This is a genomic window from Streptococcus oralis subsp. tigurinus, assembly GCF_002093545.1.
Taxonomy (GTDB): domain Bacteria; phylum Bacillota; class Bacilli; order Lactobacillales; family Streptococcaceae; genus Streptococcus; species Streptococcus oralis_C.
The window spans coordinates 578,191-597,704 of record NZ_LNVF01000001.1 but is presented as its reverse complement, the minus strand read 5'-3'; the positions used below and the strand labels follow the sequence as shown (position 1 = coordinate 597,704).

The window sequence follows — 19,514 nt, the reverse complement described above, 5'->3', positions numbered from 1 at the left end:
CCGATATGAAGCATATTCTGGTAATTGAAGATGAAGCCTTGATTCGAGATGAAATTGTCATCTTGTTAGAGAAAGCGGGTTTTCAGGTTGATAAGTTGACTGACTTCAAAGATACAAGCCAACAAGTGCTACAATACGATACAGATCTAATCATACTGGATTTGAATTTACCGGGAGAAACAGGTTTTCAAATTTGTAAAAATCTCAAATCAAAACGCTCTGTGCCCATATTAGTTCTCACCTCTCGTGAACAATTAAAAGATGAAATCTACGCCCTGAAATTAGGGGCAGATGAATATATAACAAAGCCTTTCAAGAAAGAAAGATTTTTGGCACGTATAGAAAATATCTTGAAACGCTATGAAGGCAGACAAAATCTACTTGAAAAAGATAATTTTCTGCTGGATAGACAGACTTATACCCTTTATATCAATGGACACTCGATTTTACTCCCCCAAAATCAAGGGAAATTGTTAGAAACCTTATTGGTTACTAATGCTCCTGTCGTCACAAAAGAAGAACTAAGTATGAAACTATGGAACACAACTGAGTTCATCGATGAAAATGCTCTTCAAGTAAATATTGCAAGGCTCAAAAAGGTGATGAAACAGGCTGGCATTGCACTTCAAGTCAAGTCCGTCAGAGGTATTGGTTACAAGCTAGAAGAGGTAAGTCCAGATGAAACAGAATCTTAAATATCTAGCTACTTACCTGCCCTGGTTACTTGTTCTTTTAGCATTTGATCTATTCACAGCGATTCTGCTTTGGCTCTCAGATGTGAGAATGTTTCAAGCTCTCATCCTGCTCTATCTTTTAGCTACAGTCCTGCTCTTTTTCATCCTATCATTTCTACTTATAAGAAAAGAAAGAAAAAAATCAACTGCTTATAAAGCTTTCATAGCCAATCCTAAGATGGATACGGAGCTAGAATTATTGCGTTTATCAACTACCTCAGAGAAAGAAAGCATCGAAGAAATCGCAAATACGCTTTACCAAAAACAGGCGGAAATAGGAAAGCTCAACTCATTACTAACCGACTATGAGGACTATGTTGAAAAGTGGGCTCATGAAATCAAACTCCCTCTATCGCTTCTTTCCCTCCTTTTGGACAACCAAAGTGACCAGCTGCCAAAGGATACAGCTTTTAAGTTGGACTATGTGAAAAATCAAATTCAAGGAAATGTATCACAGATACTATTCTATTACAGAGTTAAAAGTGAAAAAAATGATTTTCTATTTGAAGATATCGACCTCCAAGAGTGTATTCAGGATCTTTTGGAAAACTTTGATCCCTTGCTTAAAGAAAAGAATTTTACGATTCAGCTAGAAAATATACAGGGAAACTACTACACCGATCAACGCAGCTTTGAATTTATCCTGTCTCAAATACTAGCCAACTCCCTTAAATATAGCTCTGACAAGCCAGAACTCAAGATTTCTATGTCAAGTGACAAGGGGCGCAAAACCCTGATTATTAGGGATAATGGGTGTGGAGTTAAAGCTTGCGACCTCCCTCATATCTTTGAAAAAGGATTTACAGGTGATTCGGGAGAGACAAGAAAAAAATCAACAGGCATGGGTCTCTATCTTGTCAAACAATTAGCAGATGCTTTAAAAATCGACTTCGCAGTAAAATCCGAATGGATGCAAGGATTTGAGATTACTCTTTCTATTTAGTAATTTTTCGATTAAGAAAATTGCCTAATGATAGATAGCACATATTTTATATCAAAAAGGAAAGCACTTCTGCTTTCCTTTTTTTATTTACGCTTCTTCTTCGCTTTTTTCATCTTGTTAGCCATGCGTTTCATAGACTGTTTCATGGCAAACTCACCAATTTTACCTTTAAGTCCACCACCAAACATCTGACTCATATCTGGCATTCCAGCTCCTCCAAGAGCTGACATATCGGGCATTCCACCTTGCCCCATCATTCCTTCAAGAGCAGACATATCCATTCCTCCCATATTTGGCATGTTTTTAGGAAGGTTATTGGGATTGATGCCCATCTGCTTCATCATCTTGTTCATATCACCAGACATGACACCCTGCATGAGCTGTTTCGCCTGGTTAAAATCCTTGATGAATTTATTGACTTCGACAAAAGTATTTCCAGAACCTGCAGCGATACGACGGCGACGACTTGGATTTAATAAATCCGGATTTTCACGCTCCTCAGGTGTCATCGAAGATACGATAGCACGTTTGCGAGCAATCTGGCGCTCATCCACCTTCATGTTTTGAAGGGCTGGATTGTTAGCCATACCTGGAATCATCTTGAGCAAGTCTTCCATCGGCCCCATGTTTTGCACCTGATCTAATTGATCAATGAAATCATTGAAATCAAAGGTGTTTTCACGCATCTTCTCAGCCATTTCAATGGCTTTTTGCTCATCGTATTCTTGAGAAGCTCTCTCAATCAACGTAAGCATATCCCCCATGCCAAGGATACGACTAGACATACGGTCTGGGTGGAAGGTTTCGATATCTGTAATCTTTTCACCTGTACCAGTGAACTTGATTGGTTTTCCAGTAATGTGACGAACAGATAGAGCCGCACCACCACGAGTATCCCCATCAATCTTGGTAAGGATAACCCCAGTCACTTCCAACTGAGCATTAAACTCACGCGCAACATTGGCCGCTTCTTGACCGATCATGGCATCAACGACGAGCAAAATTTCGTTTGGTTGAGCCAAGGCCTTAACATCACGAAGCTCATTCATCAAAAGCTCATCAATCTGTAAACGACCCGCCGTATCAATCAAAACATAGTCGTTGTGGTTGGATTGGGCTTGTTCCAAACCTTGACGGACAATCTCAACAGCTGGAACTTCTGTTCCAAGTGCAAAGACAGGCACATCAATTTGTTGCCCCAAGGTTTTAAGCTGATCAATGGCAGCAGGACGATAGATATCCGCCGCAATCATCAAAGGACGGGCATTTTCTTCCTTCTTGAGTTTGTTGGCCAATTTACCAGCAAAGGTTGTTTTACCAGCCCCCTGCAAACCGACCATCATGATAATGGTAGGAATCTTAGGAGACTTGATAATCTCAGCCGTATCGGAACCTAAAACAGCTGTCAATTCCTCATCAACGATTTTAATAATCTGTTGTGCTGGATTAAGCGTATCAATAACCTCGTGTCCGACTGCACGTTCACGAACCTTCTTGATAAAGTCCTTCACAACTGGCAAGGCAACGTCGGCTTCAAGCAAGGCCAAACGAATCTCTTTGGTTGCTTCTTGGACATCAGCCTCAGAAATTTTTCCCATTTTACGTAGATTTTTAAAGACGTTCTGTAAACGTTCTGTTAAACTTTCAAATGCCATTTTTTTCTCCTATGTTTCATTAATTCGGTGGAAAACGTCCAAAATCTTGTAAACAAACAAGTTCTTCTGGAGTGACTTCTTTCATTATCTCATTTGGATATCCCCAACAGCTAAATCCCTCTTGAAGAGCTCGGGAGATAGAATCAGGTGAGAGGATTTGTAGTCTTATGGGAAAAGGGTCCTCAGCAGCTAATAGTGTACAGGGTATACCTTTGTAGATGACTACACTTCCCACACTTATTCTCTATTATCAATGCTTGTTAAAACTTCTATCTGCTCCTGCAGAAAGTCATCCTTAGGATAACGCTCCAAGATCTGGTCAAAAATCTGACTGCGGACAATGTAGTCCGAATACATGTGCAATTTCATCTCATAATCTTCTAGAATCTTTTCCGTCCGCTTGATATTATCATAAACAGCTTGACGACTGACACCGAACTCTTCAGCAATCTCAGCAAGACTGTAGTCATCAGCATAGTAGAGTTCAATATAATTCATCTGCTTATCTGTCAAAAGCGCAGCATAAAATTCAAAAAGTGCATTCATGCGATTGGTTTTTTCGATTTCCATAACCTTTATTATACCAAAAAATCTATCATATCGCTATACTAGAAGGCCTTCTTACAAAAATAGAACTAAAAAAAGAACCTTGCAAAGCAAGATTCTTTTAATGTCTGACTTAAATAATTGTTCTTCTGGGAACTTAATCGAATTAAGCTTCGATTTCTGTAACCATACCTGAACCAACAGTACGTCCACCCTCACGGATAGAGAATGTAGTACCTTGTTCTACGGCGATTGGGTGGATCAACTCAACGTCGATAGTCACGTTATCACCAGGCATTACCATTTCAGTACCTGCTGGAAGTTCGATTGAACCTGTAACGTCAGTAGTACGGAAGTAGAATTGTGGGCGGTAGTTGTTGAAGAATGGAGTGTGACGTCCACCTTCTTCTTTAGTAAGGATGTAGACTTCACCTTTGAATTTAGTGTGTGGGTTGATTGAACCTGGTTTAGCGATAACTTGTCCACGTTCGATTTCGTCACGTTGAATACCACGAAGAAGTACACCTACGTTATCTCCGGCAAGACCTTCATCAAGTTGTTTACGGAACATTTCAACACCAGTAACAACTGCTTTTTTAGTTTCGTCTTTGATACCAACGATTTCGATTTCGTCGTTGACACGAACAGTACCGCGGTCGATACGTCCTGAAGCAACAGTACCACGTCCAGTGATTGAGAATACGTCTTCGACTGGGAGAAGCAATGGTTTATCTGTATCACGTTCTGGTTCTGGGATGTACTCATCAACAGTATCCATCAATTCCATGATGATGTCTTCGTATTTAGTATCACCTTCAAGTGCTTTAAGAGCTGAACCTTGGATAACTGGAAGATCGTCGCCTGGGAAGTCGTATTCTGACAAGAGGTCACGGATTTCCATTTCAACCAATTCAAGCAATTCTTCGTCGTCTACCAAGTCAATTTTGTTCATGAAGACGATAAGGTGTTTAACACCAACTTGACGTGAAAGAAGGATGTGTTCACGAGTTTGTGGCATTGGTCCGTCAGTTGAAGCTACTACAAGGATAGCTCCGTCCATTTGAGCGGCACCAGTGATCATGTTTTTAACGTAGTCCGCGTGTCCTGGAGCGTCGATGTGAGCATAGTGACGTTTTGCAGTTTCATACTCAACGTGCGCAGTGTTGATAGTGATACCGCGTTCGCGTTCTTCTGGAGCAGCATCGATAGACGCATAGTCTTTAGGTTGGTTAACTGCTGAAGGCAAGCGACGTGCCAAAACAGTTGTGATAGCTGCAGTCAAAGTAGTTTTACCGTGGTCAACGTGTCCGATAGTACCAATGTTAACGTGTGGTTTACTACGATCGTATTTTTCTTTTGCCATTTGAGTAAAAGCCTCCAATAAAATATATTTTATAGATAGACAGTAGGCAATACAGTCTAACTTTCCTTACTATTTTATCAAATTTCTGCTAAATTGCAAGTGTTTTACCCATATTTTATGAATTAATCTGAATCTTACAAAGTGCTGTTCTTCTGCTTCTTTATACAATTCAAGCTTATTTCATTCTAGCGGTATTATGCTCACAAAAAAATCAGGTTCCCCTGATTCTAAATAGATTCTGATTTTTCCAGTTCTTTAGCTTCCTTATGATTTTCATATAATTTCGCCAAGAACTTAGTGATTTCTTTGAGAATAGAATAGGTTGGCACTGCTACAATCATCCCTATGACGCCGTAGATATTACTTGACAGTAAGAGGAGTACCAAAATCGTAATCGGGTGTACTTTCATAACCCCTCCAACGATACGTGGATAGAGAACATTTCCATCAATCTGTTGAATAATAAGCATATAAGCAACCGCAATCAACATACGATGAGGATCCGTGAACACATTGGCAATCACCATTGGAATCAAGCCGATACTTGGACCGACATAAGGAATCAAATTTGCGATTCCAGAGAAAATAGCAAAAACAAGGGCGTACTTTAATCCGATAACGCTATAGCCGATATAGGCTAAACATCCGATAATAACGGCATCAATTGCAATTCCACTGATATAGCGCGCTATGGTTGTATTGAGATTGGTTAAAAGGCTAGAAAGATTCAATTTGTCATGTTTTAAGACGGTACGTTCCAACATTGGTAGCAACTTATGACCATCCAACAAGAAATAAATCAAGAATACAGGGGTCATAATGAGAATCAAAACTGTACTAAACAAGGCTGAAAGAACGCTTCCTAAACTATTGCTAACGCTATTAAGGATATTCTGGAGGATATCCACATAGGAGAGGTTTAACTGTTGAATTGTTTGTTGAATATCTATATTTTGGAAGACTGGATTCATGGACAAATCAATGATTAAATCTTGTAGTCTACTATAGATGTTTTGACTAGAAATAATCAAGCTTGTCAACTGATTAATCAAAATCGGTAAGAGATAAACAACACCTACAACGATGGCACCAATTAAAGCACAGAGAGTGACCAAGACACCAATTAGACGATTAATCTTACATCTCTTTTCTAAAAAGGTAACGATTGGATTGGTAATGTAGTAAAAAAATCCACCAAGCAAAAATGGAATCATGATGGTATTCACAACCGTCACAAAGGGAGTAATGATGGCACCCATTTCTCTCCAAAGATAGAAAATCAGTGTTAATAATAAAATTTCAGCTGTCCAAAAAAATAATTTGTTTCTACGGAACATAGGCATCCTCCTTGTCTCTATTTTATCATATTTCTTAAAAAGATAAGATGGCTTTAGTAAAAAAGCGAGAATATTTTTTTTCTTTATGATAAAATAAAGCTAATATGAAAAAAATAATTTTATCTTTTATAACACTTTTTGTTTTTGGAACAGCTTCTACTGTTTCTGCTCAGGAGTTTGACGTTGCTGCTAAACATGCCATTGCTGTCGAGGCTACAACTGGAAAAATCCTCTACGAAAAAGATGCAAATCAGCCTGTAGAAATTGCTTCTATTACGAAACTAGTTACAGTTTATTTGGTCTATGAAGCCTTGGAACAAGGGACTATCAGTCTGTCAACACCTGTTGATATTTCGGACTATCCTTACAAACTTACAACTAATTCTGAGGCCAGTAACGTCCCTATGGAAGCTCGAAATTATACTGTTGAACAACTATTAGAGGCTACAATGGTATCCAGTGCAAACAGCGCTGCGATTGCGCTAGCAGAAAAGATTGCTGGTTCTGAGAAAGACTTTGTAGACAAGATGAGGGCTAAACTTCTTGAATGGGGAATCCAAGATGCTACTATTGTAAACACTACTGGTTTAAATAATGAGACCCTTGGCGATAATATCTATCCTGGTTCTAAAAAAGACGATGAAAACAAGTTGAGTGCCTACGACGTTGCAATCGTCGCTCGTAATCTCATCCGAGATTATCCTCAAGTTTTGGAAATCACTAAAAAGCCAACTTCTACTTTTGCTGGACTTGAAATCCACTCAACCAACTATATGTTGGAAGGAATGCCAGCCTATCGTGGTGGTGTCGACGGTTTGAAAACAGGTACTACCGACAAAGCCGGTGCCTCTTTCGTTGGAACAACCGTTGAAAAAGGAATGCGTATCATTACGGTTGTTTTAAATGCGGACCAACAAGATAGCAACCCTTATGCACGTTTTACTGCAACTTCTTCACTTTTAGATTATGTTTCTGCGAACTTTGCTTTAAAAACTGTCGTTCAGAAAGGCGAAACCTACAAAGATAGTAAAGTGACAGTCCTTGACGGGAAAGAAGATAAGGTAGCCGCAATTGCTAAGTCAGATATTGCAATCGTCCAACGAGTTGGAAGTGAAACAACATCAGCTCTTCAATTCACACCAAAATCAGAAATAGCTCCACTGGAAGAAGGCAAGGTTGTCGGTACTCTAACCTATGACGATCAGGATTTGGTCGGTCAAGGTTATCTCACTTCTGAAAAACCTTCTTTTGAAATGGTCGCTGAAAAGAAAGTAGAAAAAGCCTTCTTTTTAAAAGTTTGGTGGAATCAATTCATCCGCTTTATCAATGAAAAACTATAAAAAAATCGCGAACAATCGCGATTTTTTCTTTATTTTATTTCATTTCTTTAAATGCTGCTTCCGCATCTGCATTGCTAATAGCACCGAACTGAATTTTCCCAATTTTACCTTGACTATCAATCAAGTATTCCGTTGGAATACTACGAATTTGGTAGGCTTGGAAGGTAGTTGCTTGCGTATCATATAGAACTGGAATATCCTTGTAGCCTTGTTCTTGGTACCATTTTGGAAAGTCTTGAACTGTTTTTTCACCTTGTAGACCAGGTGCAATGACACTCAAAATTTCAAAGTCTCGATCTTGTTTTGCAGCTAATTCCATCAACTCTGGCATACTCTTTCGACAAGGACCACACCAAGAAGCCCAGAATTTCAAATAGACCTTTTTCCCTTTATAGTCTGATAACTTCACTTCTTTGCCATCCATAGACTGCAAGGTGAAGTCTGGCGCATCCTTACCGACTGCGATTTGTTGTACAGCGGGTTGTTTTGGACTGCTTGTCTGTTTGGTTTCTTTTTCACCACAGGCAATCAACAAGAATAGAGACATGAGGCTCAATCCAGCAAAAATAACTTTTTTCATATTTTTCTCCTTTTATCCAAGAATTCCTGACAAGGCATTTAACTGCCCTAGCATTAATAATAATCCCATCAAAACAATCAAAGCTCCCCCGATTTTCTTTAGTAGGATCATATGGGGTTTTAGTTTACTAAAGTAGGGCATGATCCAGCCCGAAGCCAAGGCCAAAACAATGAAAGGAAGGGCCATTCCCAATGTGTATACTAATGTTAACACGGCACCTTGCCAAGCACCATTGCCACCGGAAGCTGCTAGGGCCAAGACTGAACTTAAGACTGGTCCGATACAAGGGGTCCAACCAAAACTAAAGGTTATCCCAAGCAAAAAGGCTGACAGATAGTGATTTGACTTTGATTGTTTGAAGGAGACTGTCTTTTGAACTTCCAGTTTATTGAAATGCAAGATCTCCATCTGGTGAAGGCCTAAAAGAATGATGACTACTCCCATAACATAACGAAACCAGTCTGCATAGAGCATGTGCCCTAGGAATCCAGCTCCAAATCCTAAAATAAAGAAAATGAGGGAAATTCCAGCAATAAAGCACAAGGTCCGAATTAAGCCTGACCATGCAACGTCTCTTCCAAAAAAGCGAAAACTTTTTGAATTTCCCTGATCATCCAGTAAAATACCAGCATAGACAGGTAGCAAAGGGAAGATGCAAGGTGAAAAGAAAGACAGCATGCCAGCTAAAAAAACGGATACTAGAAATATAATCGACTCCAACAAATTACCTACTTTCACAAAATTCTAATCTTATTTTACTACAAAAGATAAAAATTGTGACAACTTTGCTACGCTTGTCTATTTTATCTAAACTTGAAACAAAAAAAAGGAGCTAAGCTCCCTTTTATCGTTCTAATAAGTTCCTTCTTCACCTTGACTAGTCAAGATAACAGGACCGTCTTTGGTAATCACGAATTGATGTTCATATTGGCAAGATAGGCCACCATCTATAGTCTTATGAGCCCAGCCAGTCTTCATATCTGTATCAATTTCCCAGTCACCAGTATTGATCATGGGTTCAATGGTTAGTACCATTCCTTCACGGAGACGGAGTCCACGACCTGCAATACCGTAGTTAGGAACCATTGGCTCCTCGTGCATAGTTGGACCAACACCATGACCAACCAAATCACGAACGACACCGTAACCGCGACTTTCAGCGTATTCTTGAATGGCCGCACCGATATCACCGATACGATTGCCGACAACCGCTTTCTCAATCCCTATATACATAGCTTCCTTGGTCACGTCCATCAAGTTTTTCACTTCTTCAGACGGTGTACCAACCGCATAAGCCCAACATGAGTCTGCTAAACCACCAGTATAGCTTTGGGTGTATTTTTTCATTTGCTCAACATTGTTGAAGTTAAGTTTAGATACATTGAGGTCGGATTTGGCAATCGGACCACCCAGTACCATGTCAACCTTGAGCAAGTCTCCATCTTTTAAAATGTAATGACGTGGAAAAGCGTGAGCTACTTCGTCGTTGAGAGAGCAGCAAGTGGCATAGGGGTAATCCATGACTGCACCATCTACCCCAATCTGTAGAGGAAGGAAATTCTCCTCTTTGCATCGGCGACGAACATACTCTTCTACTTCCCACATATCCACGCCTGGCTTAATCAAATCACGTAAGCCGATATGGATACTAGCGAGGAAATCACCTGCCTTGTCCATGGCTTCGATTTCACGTGCTGATTTTAAAGTTATCATTTTTTCTCCTAGATTCTAATTAATTTTAACCGTAACATTTGCTTTTGAAACAATCTGATGACCATGATAAATATCATAATCAATAATGGCTGAGCGTCTCGTGTGGTGAATAATGCGAGCCTGAATCCGCAAAGTATCATCTATCTGTACAGCCTGCAAGAAATAAATCAACATCTGTTCAATGATGAGATTACGTCCGCTATTCACAACGAGGTCTTGTGTCATATGGTTGAGGATTTCAGCCAAGACTCCATTAGCAAGGACACCATTTTTCTCCAACATGAAGGGCTCAACAGTAATGACAACTTCGTCATGATGATAAGAGAGCTTCTGCCCAATTTGCTCTGAAAAAGTTGGCAAAGCTGAAACTTGTGAACGACTCATCTTTTCCATGACATCTCGTCGTGTTACGACACCGAGTAGGGTTTGGTTGCTTCTGACAACGGGAACCATCTCAAAGTCTTCAGCTATCATTCGTTGACTGACATTGGCAATATTGGTCGCTAAACCTGTTACGAAGATACTGCGCGTCATCACCTTGTCAATCGTCGTGCTGGGGGATTTGTCTCCTGCGTCACGCATAGTAACAACCCCAACAACCACTTGGTATTGGTTAATGACTGGAAAACGGCTACTTCTGTTCTTACGAACCAAGTCTAGATAGTCTTTGACTGTATCCGTTTCTCTCAAAAAGCCATACTCGTGACTGGGACGATAGAGCTTTTCAACTGTCAGAATATCAGTTTTGATTTGAACATTTGAAAGGGCCTTGTTAATCATGGTTGCTACTGTAAAAGTATCATGTTTACTTCTCAGGACTGGAATATTTTTTTTATTGGCCAACTCAAGAACATCATCCTGAACATGAAAACCACCTGTAACGAGGACCGCATTTTCATTTTCCAAGGCTAGAAGTTGAATACGAGTACGGTCACCTACGATCACAAGACCACCATCATGGAGATAGGACAGGATATTCTGCTCTGTCATGGCCCCAATGGAAAATTTGCTAAACTCTCTCTCTAGCCCTTCCTGGCCGGCTAAAACTTCAGAGGAGGTGACTTCAGCAATTTCAGCATAGGTTAGCCGTTCAATAGCCACTTTTTTTGGCTTAACTCGTATGGTTCCACTACGTGGTCGAGTTTCAACGATGCCACGATTTTCAGCTTCTTTGATAGCTCGGTAGGCGGTTCCATCACTAACACCTAGATGATTAGAGATACTGCGAACACTAACTCTTTTCCCAATTGGCAGCTCTTCCAGATAGGACAAGATTTCCTGGTGTTTACTCATTGAATTCTCCTTTTATATATCGAAATTCAAGATAGTCTCTCATTTTTCGTGTATAGCGGTCGCTCCCCTTAAACTGTCGGACGAGACTAAATCCCGATTTTAAGGCTACTTTTTGACTAGCCTGATTCTCCAGATGAGTGATGATGGATAATTGTTTTAAACCAAATTCTTCAAAGGAAAGCTGACAAAGTTTGGTAACTACTTCTGTCATATAACCTTGTGACCAAGAATCTTTTTTTAAGAAATAACCAATTTCTGCTTCTTTTTTGATTTCATCAATCTTTTCAAATTTAATAGAGCCAATCATTTCCTGATTTCCTTGGAGACAAATTGCCCAAACACCTAGAGGAGCCTTCATAAAATAGTTGGCAAGCGCGTATTGACTTTCTTCTAAACTTGATTGACTGGGAAAAATAAACTGCAAATTTTCTGGATTGGAAGCAATCTCGTAAAATGCTTGACTGTCACTAAAAAAGAAAGGACGCAAATACAAGCGCTCCGTTTCAAAGAAAGAAAACATTGCTAATTTGGTCCAAATATTCATAATCACCTCAACGGTTTAGTCTTCAATGAGTGCAATATCCGCTCCGAGACTACGTAATTTTTCAATAATATCTGAGTAGCCACGAAGGATAAACTCAATATTTGTAATTTCAGTCTGTCCTTGAGCCATCAATCCAGCAATCACAAGTGCGGCACCTGCACGAAGATCTGTCGCTTTCACCTTGGCACCATGTAGAATACGTCCACCAGTGTAGAAAATATGGTCATTTGTAGTCGTAATATCCGCATCCATTTTTGCTAACTCAAAGACATGGTTGACACGTTTTTCATAAATCGTATCAATAATGGTTCCACGACCTTGAGCAGTTAGCAATAGCGGAGTTATTGGCTGTTGCAAATCGGTTGCAAATCCTGGATAGGGAGCTGTTTTGATATTGATAGCCTTCAAATCAGACTGTTCTTCGACGAAGATACTGTCTTCTGAGACCGTCATACGAACGCCCATCTCCTCAAGTTTGGCGATAAAGCCTTCTAAGTGTTCGTAAAGAACATTGTTAATACGGATTCCTTTACCAATCGCTGCAGCAAGTGAAATATAGGTTCCAGCTTCAATGCGGTCTGGAATGACTTGGTGACGCGTTCCATGAAGTTTCTCAACACCATCAATAACGATAATATCAGTCCCTGCACCACGAATGTGAGCGCCCATATTGTTCAAAAGGGTAGCAACATCGATAATTTCCGGTTCTCGAGCCGCATTTTCAATGACAGTACGCCCCTTAGCTTTGACCGCAGCAATCATGGTGTTAATCGTTGCACCAACGCTGACGGTATCCATGTAAATACTTGCGCCATGAAGTCCCTTACCTTGGGCAGATAAATTCATATTATCTCCCTCATAGCTAACTTTAGCACCCATGGCCTCAAAGGCTTTTAAGTGAAGATCAATCGGACGAGGCCCCAGATCACATCCACCAGGAAGTCCAACTGTAGCTTCACCAAAGCGACCTAAGAGACTTCCGTAGAAATAATAAGAAGCACGCAAGCTATTGATCTTACCATAAGGCATAGGAATATTTTGAACACCTCTTGGATCGATTTCCAAGACATCATCATAACGCTTAACAGTTGCCCCCATAATCTCCATAATTTCGACAAGACTAGCAACGTCTGAAATGTCTGGAACACAATCTAAAGTGACAATATCATCTGATAAGATAATAGCTGGAATAAGTGCTACAACACTATTTTTAGCACCACTAATGGTGATCTCACCTTGCAATGGACGTCCACCATTGATGACAATTTTTCTCATGTTTTACTCTTTCAAAATTTACTAAAAAGGTCTTTTCGTTCTATTATACCATAATTTTCATTTTTTTCCCATTCTTATTGATTAAACATTCCATTTCGATAAAAAAAGGCCTATCACACAAGCGATAAAGCTTGATATGACAGGCTTTGTAATGTTAGATTAACGTACTGTACGGATACGCATTGTGTTTGTACGGATAGCTTCGCCAAGTGGTACACCTGCAACGATAACAATATCATCACCAGATTCTACCAAACCTTGCTCAACTGCAATTCTTTCAGCGAGATCAAACATATCATCAGTGTTTGATGGGCGATCAGTTGTTACTGGAATAACTCCCCAGTTAAGCATCAAACCACGCTGAGTCAATTCATCGAAAGTGATTGCCAAGATATCAGCATCTGGACGGTATTTAGAAATCAAACGAGCAGTGTGACCTGTCTTAGTAAGAGTAACCACCAACTTGATATTCATAGAATTTGTCGCATCCTTAACAGCTGAAGCCATAACCTCAGTCTTAGAATTACGTGGCAAGTTAACAGATGACAAGCGACCGTATTCTTTTAAAAGAGTTTGAGCATTTTTGTCAATAGTTGCCATCGTAGTAACTGACTCAAGTGGATATTTACCATTTGCAGACTCACCTGAAAGCATTGTAGCATCGGTTCCATCGATAACAGCGTTAAACACGTCTGATACTTCTGAACGCGTTGCACGTGGTTTTTCAGTCATGGTTTCAAGCATGTTTGTTGCTGTGATAGAGACTTTACCAGCTGCATTTACTTTTGTGATGATCATTTTTTGGTAAACTGGAACCATTTCGAATGGTACTTCGATACCCATGTCACCACGAGCAATCATGATACCGTCAGCAGCTTCAATGATTTCATCCAAGTTGTCGATACCTTGTTGGTTTTCGATTTTAGCGAACAATTGAACGTGACCATTACCAGTTTCTTCACAGATTGCACGAACTTCGTTTACGTCTTTTGCAGTACGGACGAATGAAATCGCGATGAAGTTAATACCTTGTTCAAGACCAAAGCGGATGTCAGCGTTGTCACGCTCAGCAAGTGCTGGGAAAGGAATCTTAGTATTCGGGATGTTTACACCTTTTTGCTTAGCAATGATGCCGTCATTTTCAACTTCTACTTCAAATTCACGAGTTGAGTCATCCTTACCAATTACGCGAAGTCCAAGTTTTCCGTCATCAACAAGCACTTGTTTTCCAATCTCAACATCATCATAGATGTCAAGAGCACCAGCAACGTTTAAAGCAATCACATCGCGAGTTGATTTGATTCCTTGTTTAGTTGCAACACGGATTTTTTCACCAGTTTTGTATGAGTACTCTTTAGCTTCACCTTCGAACAATTCAGTACGGATTTCTGGTCCTTTAGTATCAAGAAGGAAACCAACTTTTTTACCTGCAAGTTTTTCTGCAAGTTTAACAGTTGCCATACGTTCACCTTGTTCTTGGTGGTCACCGTGTGAGAAGTTGAAACGGAAAGTGTTAGCTCCCGCTTCAATCAATTTAGCAATGTTTTTTGCTGAAGCTTCAACGTCAAGTTTTTCACCCCAGTATCCGTCATCACCGAATTTCTTTCCACCACGGATTTCAACCGCAGGACCCAAAGTTGCAACGATTTTTACACGTTTATTCATGATTTGTGACTCCTTTATATAATTTGACCTTTTATGGTCATTTTACCAGATTAGTTAAAGTTGATTATGACAAGCTCTTGTTCAAGCTAGCAAGTTCAAGGTCAGCTTTGTGAGGGTTGTTAACAACGATTTTGCCATCAGCTGTTAGGCTGAACAAGGCTCCTTCTTCTGCTGTTCCAAGAATTGGGTTTTCAACCATTTTTTCGTTACGGATACCAACAGCGACACCACCGATTCCTTGTTTGAGAAGTTTAACAGCGTGTGCTCCCATACGTGACGCTAATACACGGTCACGAGCGGTTGGTGAACCACCACGTTGGATATGTCCAAGCTCAGTCACACGAAGGTCACTAGTATCTCCTGCTTCCTTGAGTTTCTTACCGAATTCATCGGCAGACATAACCCCCTCAGCCAAAACGATGATGTTGTGTTTTTTACCGCATTCATAACCAGCTTTGATACTAGCTACGATATCTTCCATCTTGAAGCCTTCTTCAGGGATAATGATTTCGTCAGCACCAGTTGCAATACCTGCCCAAAGTGCGATATCACCAGCATTACGTCCCATTACTTCAACAACGAAAGTACGACGGTGACTTGATGATGTATCACGAATCTTATCGATTGCATCCATTGCAGTAGTAACTGCAGTATCAAATCCGATTGTGAAGTCAGTACCTACGATATCGTTATCAATTGTACCTGGAAGTCCGATAGCAGGGAATCCATGCTCAGTCAAGCGCATAGCTCCGTGATAAGAACCGTCACCACCGATAACAACGACACCTTCGATACCGTGTTTTTTCAACTGCTCAATCCCTTTAAGTTGGCCTTCAAGTTGTGCAAACTCAGGGTAACGAGCAGAGTGAAGGAAAGTACCACCACGGGAAATGATGTCTCCTACTGAAGCAGCATCAAGTGGATAAATTTCGCCGGCAACCATACCTGCATACCCATCATAGATACCAAAAACTTCCATTCCTTCTGAGATTGCTTGGCGAACTACTGCACGGATGGCAGCATTCATACCAGGGGCATCTCCACCACTGGTCAAAACAGCAATACGTTTCATTTGGTTTTTGCTCCTTTTCCTTTTAACATTCTTACTGATTATACCACATTTAAATCGAAAATTCTTCTATTTTTTGTATTTTTAGCGATAAATCGTTTTCATGGTGATTTCCTTTAATTTCTCCTGTAAGGCAAGCTCTTTTTTTACAAAATGCCGTGTAGAAACAACTGTTTTTTGCTCCTCTTCATACCTGATAATCACAGGAATTGGGCCTTTGTATTGTTCTAGGATATTTGAAATCTCTTTATCGTATTCATGATTTTTAACTTGGATCCAGAATCGTTCCGCCACTGCTTCTTTCAAATCTTGTGCAATCATTTGCAGACGACCATCTCGGGATTGAACCCTTCCATTGATATAGTAAAATTTTCCTTCGGATAAAATGGAAGCGAATTTTCTATATTGGTCTGAAAATACAGTTACATCCATCCGAGACTTACTATCATGAACCTGTAGAAAGGCCATGCTCTCGCCCTTCTTGGTTCGAATCACCTTTAGTTTTTGCACTTCAACTAGAAGAGTGGCTTGAGCCCCCTCGGTTAGATTAGCGATCGGGGTCGTCGGATATAGGGCTTGTTTGGCAAGAGTTTGGAGAGGATGGGCACTGATACCTACCCCAATCAATTCCTGCTCCTTATAAAATTTCTCCGCCTCTGTAAAATCATCAGCCTCAGTCCAACTATAGGTTGTATCCGCAAAGAGACCTCCCAACTCCTCAACAAAGACAAATAAGTTTGGTAGGTTTACTAAGATTTTCTGGCGATTCTTGTCAAATTCATCAAAAAGCCCTAGTTCAACCAAAGGTGTCAAAAGCGAAAGTTTCTTGTAATTCTTGGGGAGACGCGTGACGAAATCTTCCACACTTGAAAAAGGACGATTTTCGATGATCCAGTAAGAAAAATCTCTTGGCATGCCCTTAATGGCTTTTAGACCAAGATATATTTTCTTCTGAGCAATTTTATCGTGATAGGGAATGCTATTGATTGCTAACGGGGCTACTTCAAAGCCCATCTGCAATGCATCCACAATGTAATCACTGCTTGAATAATTCAACATGACTTGAAAGAAAATAGCAGGATAGTGCGTCTTGAAATAAGCTAACTGGAAAGCCAGCGCTGAGTAGGCATAAGCGTGGGATCTGTTAAATCCATAGCCCGCAAACTTTTCCATCACTGCAAAAACTTGGTTGGCCTTTTCTTCTGTATGCCCAAGTTTCATAGCTCCTGTGATAAAATCTTCCTTCATTAAATGCATCTCTTTAGCATTTTTCTTACCCATGGCTCGTCTGAGAATGTCAGCTTTACCAAGACTGAAGCCTCCAAATCGCTGAGCAACCTGCATGACCTGTTCTTGATAGAGCATGATACCATAGGTTGATGACAGAATGTCCTCCAAGGCAGGATTTAGTACCGTCACCTTCTCTTTGCCATGCTTCCGAGCCACAAAGTTATCAATATAATCGCTAGCCCCTGGTCTATTGAGGGATGTCGTTGCTACCACTTCTTCGAAGACTTGTGGTTTGACCCGTTTCAAGAGTCGAATGGCGCCAGGTTGTTCAAATTGGAAAATCCCCTTGGTATTTCCAGAAGCAAAAAGGGCCAGAGTTTCTTTGTCTTCCAAATCAATCTCTTCGATTTTCAAATGAATACCTTCTGACTCAGCTAGTAATTCCTGCATTTTTTGGACAAAAGTTAAGTTACGCAGACCTAGGAAATCCATTTTTAGAAGGCCATTTGCTTCAACTGCATGTGCATCATATTGGGTGATTAGCATGTCCTCACCGTATTTTAGAGGAATATAGTCCGTCAAATCTTGGTCACTCATAACGACTCCTGCCGCATGGATAGAGGTCTGACGAGGATATCCTTCAATCTTTCGAGCAATCTCAAAAGCTTTTTGGTATTCAATCTTACTATTGATAACCTGTCTAAATTGCAAGTTCTTTTCATAAGCAGTCGTTAGCGTATCTCGGAAACTGATTTTTTTCGTAATATTGGTTAATTCATACTCTGGAACGCCATAGCGTTTGAAAACATCACGAATTGCCTGTTTTGCTCCAAAGGTCGAATAAGTGACAATCTGTGCCACGTGTTGACTGCCATAGCGATCACGAACATAACGAATGAACTCTGGTCTATAAAGGTCAGGGATATCGATATCGATATCGGGCATGGTATAGCGCTCACGATTTAAAAAGCGCTCGAAAATCAAGTTCTTTTCAACCGGATCAATCCCTGTGATATCAAGTGAGTAAGCCACCAGACTACCAACAGCAGAACCACGCCCCATACCCATATAGTAGCCTTGTAAACGTCCAAAACGGAGCAAATCCCAAACTACAAGGAAATAATCGTCAAATCCCATATCATGAATCACAGCTAATTCTTCATTCAGTCGCTCACGATAGATAATTGAGGTTAGCCCCTTGTCACTCAAGCCATGCTCAGCTCTTGCTCGAAGCTCTTCCACCGCTGGTCTTTCAGGATTAAAGCGAGGAAGTTTTAAACTTGGGTCGATTTGATAGCTTACATTCTCTATCAAATCCTGAAGATTGACAAGAGCCTGAGGGAAGCGATTTTTAAACCGAGCTTCTAAATCTGAGGCAGGTAGAAAGATTCCCTGTTGTGAATGCAGATCCACTTCCCTAAGACTGACATTGTCCTTGACTGCCGACAAGATTTGCAAAACTTGTATATCTTCTTTTTCAAAAGAGTTGACTTGATAGAGTGGAAGAATCGGTCTGTTAAAGACTTCTTGAGGAGTATCTGGACTTACACCGATAAAATAATCATGCCCCAAATCCAGTTGTTCGACCCCATTAAAATAGGGAACAATAATGGCCACATCTTCGAGGTGGGAGGTGAAGTCAGACCAATTTTTCCGTCCAGTCATTTTTAAAGTGGATAACTTCATCAACTCTTGGTAACCTTTAGTGGATAGGGCTAGAAAACGAAGAGAAATATTCTCCTCATCTTTGATCAAGGTCATTTCAAGACCAATTAAAGGTTGGATTCCATATTTTCGAGTCACTTCTAAAAAATGATAAGCCCCATAGAGATTATCCACATCCATGATAGCAAGGTGAGAATAGCCATACTCTTTAGCCGCTTGTACATATTTTTCAATCGAAACCACACTTTCCATAAAACTATAAACAGTCTTGGTGTCAAGCTGTGCAATCATTTCTTCTCCTCCTTGCTTTCGTTTTACTACTATTATACCATTTTAAGTTGGATATTGAAGCAACTCGGATGCTTTCTTTTCAACATCAGCATTTACAACCTCTCCGTCTTTCTTCCCTTTAATTTTTAATATTATAAGATGGATTTGAATATCATTTTAGACATTTTTATACTAAGTAAAGTATAATAAAGTCAGACTCTATATGCAATTTCACATATAAAAAATTCTAAGAAAGGGCTTTTTATTATAGTATTTATTCATCATTTTATAA

General features: G+C 40.1%; 17 protein-coding genes. 3 read left to right on the top strand and 14 right to left on the bottom strand.

Annotated elements, in window-relative coordinates:
• Window positions 1-5 precede the first annotated feature (5 nt).
• Both ATE34_RS02990 and ATE34_RS02985 read left to right on the top strand, forming a co-directional pair.
• Window positions 6-695: a response regulator transcription factor gene (locus ATE34_RS02990; protein ID WP_084911036.1), complete on the top strand. Its 690-nt coding sequence runs from the start codon at window positions 6-8 to the stop codon at window positions 693-695.
• Window positions 679-1,677, top strand: a complete 999-nt coding sequence (locus tag ATE34_RS02985) for a sensor histidine kinase (RefSeq protein WP_084911035.1) — start codon at window positions 679-681, stop codon at window positions 1,675-1,677. Before ATE34_RS02990 ends, ATE34_RS02985 begins: the two co-directional genes overlap by 17 nt.
• Window positions 1,678-1,760: 83 nt before the next feature.
• On the opposite strand, the gene ffh is transcribed toward ATE34_RS02985, so the two are convergent.
• The 5 genes from ffh to ATE34_RS02960 form a co-directional block, all read right to left on the bottom strand.
• Entirely contained in the window at window positions 1,761-3,332 is a 1,572-nt protein-coding gene (gene ffh / locus ATE34_RS02980; RefSeq protein ID WP_084911034.1) for a signal recognition particle protein, read from the bottom strand.
• Window positions 3,333-3,351: 19 nt separating this feature from the next.
• A complete protein-coding gene (locus ATE34_RS11320; RefSeq protein WP_084911033.1) occupies window positions 3,352-3,567 on the bottom strand; it encodes a 2-oxoglutarate:acceptor oxidoreductase in 216 nt (71 codons plus the stop codon).
• A gap of 2 nt (window positions 3,568-3,569) precedes the next feature.
• Entirely contained in the window at window positions 3,570-3,902 is a 333-nt protein-coding gene (locus ATE34_RS02970; protein ID WP_000402068.1) for a putative DNA-binding protein, read from the bottom strand.
• A 142-nt stretch (window positions 3,903-4,044) separates the two neighbouring features.
• On the bottom strand, window positions 4,045-5,241 hold the full coding sequence (gene tuf / locus ATE34_RS02965) for an elongation factor Tu (protein ID WP_001040715.1): 1,197 nt from the start codon (window positions 5,239-5,241) through the stop codon (window positions 4,045-4,047).
• Between the two features lie 227 nt (window positions 5,242-5,468).
• On the bottom strand, window positions 5,469-6,578 hold the full coding sequence (locus tag ATE34_RS02960; RefSeq protein ID WP_000489822.1) for an AI-2E family transporter: 1,110 nt from the start codon (window positions 6,576-6,578) through the stop codon (window positions 5,469-5,471).
• Between the two features lie 104 nt (window positions 6,579-6,682).
• Here ATE34_RS02960 and pbp3 point away from each other — a divergent pair, with 104 nt between their 5' ends.
• Window positions 6,683-7,918 (top strand): D-alanyl-D-alanine carboxypeptidase PBP3, encoded by a 1,236-nt coding sequence (gene pbp3 / locus ATE34_RS02955; RefSeq protein WP_009730077.1) that lies wholly within the window; start codon window positions 6,683-6,685, stop codon window positions 7,916-7,918.
• A gap of 34 nt (window positions 7,919-7,952) precedes the next feature.
• Here the strand turns inward: pbp3 and sdbB are convergent, their stop codons facing one another.
• The 9 genes from sdbB to ATE34_RS02910 form a co-directional block, all read right to left on the bottom strand.
• Window positions 7,953-8,498: a thiol-disulfide oxidoreductase-associated lipoprotein SdbB gene (sdbB, locus tag ATE34_RS02950; protein ID WP_084911032.1), complete on the bottom strand. Its 546-nt coding sequence runs from the start codon at window positions 8,496-8,498 to the stop codon at window positions 7,953-7,955.
• Window positions 8,499-8,510: 12 nt separating this feature from the next.
• Window positions 8,511-9,218, bottom strand: a complete 708-nt coding sequence (gene ccdA2 / locus ATE34_RS02945) for a thiol-disulfide oxidoreductase-associated membrane protein CcdA2 (protein WP_084911141.1) — start codon at window positions 9,216-9,218, stop codon at window positions 8,511-8,513.
• Window positions 9,219-9,350: 132 nt separating this feature from the next.
• Window positions 9,351-10,211, bottom strand: a complete 861-nt coding sequence (locus ATE34_RS02940; protein WP_000631555.1) for a methionyl aminopeptidase — start codon at window positions 10,209-10,211, stop codon at window positions 9,351-9,353.
• A 15-nt stretch (window positions 10,212-10,226) separates the two neighbouring features.
• Entirely contained in the window at window positions 10,227-11,504 is a 1,278-nt protein-coding gene (gene spxR, locus ATE34_RS02935) for a CBS-HotDog domain-containing transcription factor SpxR (protein WP_061598496.1), read from the bottom strand.
• Entirely contained in the window at window positions 11,497-12,048 is a 552-nt protein-coding gene (locus tag ATE34_RS02930) for a GNAT family N-acetyltransferase (protein ID WP_007519468.1), read from the bottom strand. Before ATE34_RS02930 ends, spxR begins: the two co-directional genes overlap by 8 nt.
• A 15-nt stretch (window positions 12,049-12,063) precedes the next feature.
• The gene (locus tag ATE34_RS02925) at window positions 12,064-13,323 is read right to left on the bottom strand and encodes a UDP-N-acetylglucosamine 1-carboxyvinyltransferase (protein ID WP_061598498.1); all 1,260 of its coding nucleotides are present in this window, start codon (window positions 13,321-13,323) and stop codon (window positions 12,064-12,066) included.
• A 159-nt stretch (window positions 13,324-13,482) separates the two neighbouring features.
• Window positions 13,483-14,988, bottom strand: a complete 1,506-nt coding sequence (pyk, locus tag ATE34_RS02920) for a pyruvate kinase (RefSeq protein ID WP_061598500.1) — start codon at window positions 14,986-14,988, stop codon at window positions 13,483-13,485.
• A 64-nt stretch (window positions 14,989-15,052) separates the two neighbouring features.
• Window positions 15,053-16,060 carry a 6-phosphofructokinase gene (pfkA, locus tag ATE34_RS02915; RefSeq protein WP_000820879.1) on the bottom strand — a complete coding sequence of 336 codons (1,008 nt, stop codon included), beginning with the start codon at window positions 16,058-16,060 and terminating at the stop codon, window positions 15,053-15,055.
• 81 nt (window positions 16,061-16,141) lie between these two features.
• On the bottom strand, window positions 16,142-19,243 hold the full coding sequence (locus ATE34_RS02910; protein WP_084911031.1) for a DNA polymerase III subunit alpha: 3,102 nt from the start codon (window positions 19,241-19,243) through the stop codon (window positions 16,142-16,144).
• Window positions 19,244-19,514 lie beyond the last annotated feature (271 nt).

Bases quoted from the DNA above. Each gene is read 5' to 3' on its own strand.
- ATE34_RS02990 (WP_084911036.1), top strand. From the start codon at position 6: ATGAAGCATATTCTGGTAATTGAAGATGAAGCCTTGATTCGAGATGAA.
- ATE34_RS02910 (WP_084911031.1), bottom strand. From the start codon at position 19,243: ATGATTGCACAGCTTGACACCAAGACTGTTTATAGTTTTATGGAAAGT.
- pfkA (WP_000820879.1), bottom strand. From the start codon at position 16,060: ATGAAACGTATTGCTGTTTTGACCAGTGGTGGAGATGCCCCTGGTATG.
- spxR (WP_061598496.1), bottom strand. From the start codon at position 11,504: ATGAGTAAACACCAGGAAATCTTGTCCTATCTGGAAGAGCTGCCAATT.
- ATE34_RS02925 (WP_061598498.1), bottom strand. From the start codon at position 13,323: ATGAGAAAAATTGTCATCAATGGTGGACGTCCATTGCAAGGTGAGATC.
- ATE34_RS02940 (WP_000631555.1), bottom strand. From the start codon at position 10,211: ATGATAACTTTAAAATCAGCACGTGAAATCGAAGCCATGGACAAGGCA.
- tuf (WP_001040715.1), bottom strand. From the start codon at position 5,241: ATGGCAAAAGAAAAATACGATCGTAGTAAACCACACGTTAACATTGGT.
- sdbB (WP_084911032.1), bottom strand. From the start codon at position 8,498: ATGAAAAAAGTTATTTTTGCTGGATTGAGCCTCATGTCTCTATTCTTG.
- ATE34_RS02970 (WP_000402068.1), bottom strand. From the start codon at position 3,902: ATGGAAATCGAAAAAACCAATCGCATGAATGCACTTTTTGAATTTTAT.
- pyk (WP_061598500.1), bottom strand. From the start codon at position 14,988: ATGAATAAACGTGTAAAAATCGTTGCAACTTTGGGTCCTGCGGTTGAA.
- ATE34_RS02930 (WP_007519468.1), bottom strand. From the start codon at position 12,048: ATGAATATTTGGACCAAATTAGCAATGTTTTCTTTCTTTGAAACGGAG.
- pbp3 (WP_009730077.1), top strand. From the start codon at position 6,683: ATGAAAAAAATAATTTTATCTTTTATAACACTTTTTGTTTTTGGAACA.
- ffh (WP_084911034.1), bottom strand. From the start codon at position 3,332: ATGGCATTTGAAAGTTTAACAGAACGTTTACAGAACGTCTTTAAAAAT.
- ATE34_RS02960 (WP_000489822.1), bottom strand. From the start codon at position 6,578: ATGTTCCGTAGAAACAAATTATTTTTTTGGACAGCTGAAATTTTATTA.
- ATE34_RS02985 (WP_084911035.1), top strand. From the start codon at position 679: ATGAAACAGAATCTTAAATATCTAGCTACTTACCTGCCCTGGTTACTT.